The sequence below is a fragment of the Variovorax sp. 01T439_2 genome (assembly GCF_056398445.1).
In genome coordinates this window covers 1-2,775 of sequence record NZ_JBFTPJ010000806.1, presented here as the reverse complement: position 1 = coordinate 2,775, position 2,775 = coordinate 1, and the positions used below count along the sequence as shown (strand labels likewise).

At 68.4% G+C, this 2,775-nt stretch carries 4 protein-coding genes; 1 reads left to right on the top strand and 3 read right to left on the bottom strand.

What is annotated here, in order from left to right; all coding sequences use genetic code 11:
* A partial coding sequence (locus AC1DOC_RS28085) for an IclR family transcriptional regulator domain-containing protein (protein ID WP_478130959.1) occupies positions 1-255 on the top strand: 255 nt, incomplete at its 5' end.
* A gap of 103 nt (positions 256-358) precedes the next feature.
* Here AC1DOC_RS28085 and AC1DOC_RS28080 read toward each other — a convergent pair.
* The 3 genes from AC1DOC_RS28080 to AC1DOC_RS28070 form a co-directional block, all read right to left on the bottom strand.
* Complete coding sequence (locus tag AC1DOC_RS28080) at positions 359-1,375, bottom strand: Bug family tripartite tricarboxylate transporter substrate binding protein (RefSeq protein WP_478079691.1); 1,017 nt, start codon at positions 1,373-1,375, stop codon at positions 359-361.
* Positions 1,376-1,519: 144 nt separating this feature from the next.
* Complete coding sequence (locus AC1DOC_RS28075; RefSeq protein ID WP_478079690.1) at positions 1,520-2,233, bottom strand: helix-turn-helix transcriptional regulator; 714 nt, start codon at positions 2,231-2,233, stop codon at positions 1,520-1,522.
* 341 nt (positions 2,234-2,574) lie between these two features.
* Positions 2,575-2,775 (bottom strand): hypothetical protein (locus tag AC1DOC_RS28070; protein WP_478130958.1); only part of this gene is annotated, 201 nt, incomplete at its 5' end.

Genomic DNA, 2,775 nt, shown 5'->3' with positions numbered 1-2,775 from the left:
AAGCACACCGTGACCGACGTGGACGCGCTCATGGCCAAGGTGGCGCAGGCGCGCAAGCAGCAGTGGTGCCTGGTGAACCAGGAGCTGGAAGAAGGCCTGATCTCCGTGGCCGCGCCCATCGTCAACCGCCAGGGCCGCATGGTGGCCGCGCTGAACATCAGCGGACAGGCCAACCGCACCAGCGCGAAGGTGATGCAGGAGACGATATTGCCGGCGCTGATGGATGCCGCGAAGAAGGTTTCAATACTGCTGTAAATAGAAGGCGGCCTCATCCAGCGCACCCGCGGAACGGGCTTTGCCCGGCCGCCGGGTGCGCCCCCCAGTGGGGGGAGGCGCCGAAGGCGCTTCGGGGGGCGTCCTAAGCTTCGGAGTGGATGCCCTTCATGATGATCACGCCGCCCAGCCGCGCCGTGTCGGCGCGCATGCGCTTGGCCAGCGCGTCGGGCGAACCGGGCTGCGCCTGCCAGCCGGTCTTCAGCAGCGCCTGGCTCACCTCGGGCGAGCCGAGCACCTCGGCCAGCGCGGCATTGAGCTTGGCGATGGCCGCCGGCTTCATGCCCGCGGGCGCGGCCAGCGCGGTCCAGATCTCGAGGTCGGCGCCGCGCACGTCGGCGTCGCGGATCGTGGGCAGTTCGCTGGCCAGCGGGCTGCGCTCGGGCGAGGTCACGCCAATGGCCTTGAGCTTGCCCGACTTCACATGCGGCATGGCCAGGCCCGGCGGCAGCAGCGCCAGCTGGATCTCGCCCGCCAGCAAGCCCGCAATGACCTGCGGATTGCCGGTGTAGGGCTTGTGCTGCGCGGTGATGGCGGCGCGGCTCTTGAGCAGTTCCATGCCCAGGTGGCCCACGGTGCCCACGCCCGGCGTGCCGTACTTGCCGCCGCTGCCGAGGTTGCGCACCCACAGCAGTTGCTCCGCCGCCGTCTTGCCGGTGGCGCTGCCGGACACCGCCAGCACCAGCGGCGCGGTGCCGATCATGCCGACCGGCGCAAAGTCTTTCTCGGGGTCGAAGCTGAGTTTGGGATTGAGCAGCCTGGCAATGGTGAGATTGCCGTTGATCAGCGCGCCGATGGTGTGGTCGTCGGTCGCCTTGGCCACCTGGTCGGCCACCAGGTTGCCGCTGGCGCCAGGCTTGTTCTCGACCGTGACCGGCTGGCGCAGGATCTTCGACAGCGGCTCGGCAATGGCGCGGGCCGCCAGGTCGGGCGATGCGCCGGCGGGAAACCCCACGAGGATGCGAACGGGCTTGGTCGGCCAGGCGGCGTCGCCGCCGGCAGCGGCGGTGCCGGCGCGCTGGGCCCACGATCCGGGTGCAAAAAGCGATGCGGCAACTGCTGCTGCGCCGCTTTCGAGCAAGCGGCGTTTGGTGATCTTCAAGGTGGCTCCAGAAAGAGTGGGAGAGAGTCCGGCAACGTTGCTGACGTCGCACTTACAGAACGTTACAGGATCGTGCTGCATTGCGCAACCGTTGACCCTGTTGCGGGCACGCCCCGCGCCCCCGCCTCCGCGCCTCCGTTCGCGTCAGTTGAAGAGGCCCTGCTGCGTGGCCTGGTGCACCGCCTGGGTCCGCGACTTGACGGACAGCTTGCGGTAGATGTTCTTCGCGTGAAACTCGATGGTGTTGACCGAAAGCGACACGGCCTCGGCGATCTGCTGGTTGCTCCAGCCCTGGGCGATGAGGCGCAGCACCTTCAGCTCGCGCGGAGACAGCAGCGGCTTGCCTTCCGCCAGGCTCGCGGGCACGGGGTGGATGGCAATCGGCTTGGGCTGGGCGGAAGCAGCGAACAGGCCGAGGATGCGGCGCGCAATGCGCGAATCCACCGGCGCGCCGCCGCGTTCGATGGAGCGCAGCAGGAACGCGAGTTCGGCGTCGTCGGCCTCGGTCAGCACGTAGCCCACCGCACCCGCGGCAATGGCGGCGCCCACCAGGCCGTCATCGTCGGTTTCCGACATGGCGATGGCGTCGATGTGCGGATGGGCCGTGCGCACGTGGCGGATCAATGCCGCGCCATCGCCATCCGGCCCGTCCATGCCCACGAGCACGAGGCTGAAGGCCTGCGTGGCCAGCATGAAGCGGGCCTCGGCCTGCGTCGACGCGGCCGCCAGCTCCAGGCCGGGCGCCACCGTGGCAAGGATGCGCCGCATGCGCTCCGACACGCCCCGGCTGCCCTCGACAACGAGGGCGCCACCACGCATGCCGGCAGCAGGGCTGCCGGCGGATATCTGATTGGCCACGCGCACTTCCTTTCGGCCGCACAAGGCGTGCCGAGATTGATCTTTGGCTTGAACATTGCATGAACGATGCCCGGCCAAGGAGGCCGGCGTGGCGCCCGGCGCTTCGACGCATGCAGGCACTCCGATCTTCATTGGCGAAGCGGCTGCGGACCCGCTTTTCAGAGGCCCGGAAGGCGCGGCTGGAACGGCCGTTTTGGGGCCCTGCGTTACGTATTTGCCACAGTGCCTGTTACGTAACACGTCCCTCGGCCACACAGGTTGGAAGCGGTCAATTCGAGTGTCCGCACTGTGTCCGAAGGTTACTCCCCCACTTACAATCCCTGCCGCATCATTCCTTCCCCCTACCAGGTCTCGTCCGCAATGCCCAAGAGCCCCCTGCCGCGCACGCGCTTTCGCTTTTCTCCCACCGTGCGTGCCCTGCTCCTGGCCACCGCCTGCGGCATGGCATTGCCGGTGCTCGCCGCCATTGAGCACGACGAGGTCGACCGGCTCATGCAGGCCCCGCCATTGAGCACGACGAGGTCGACCGGCTCATGCAGGCC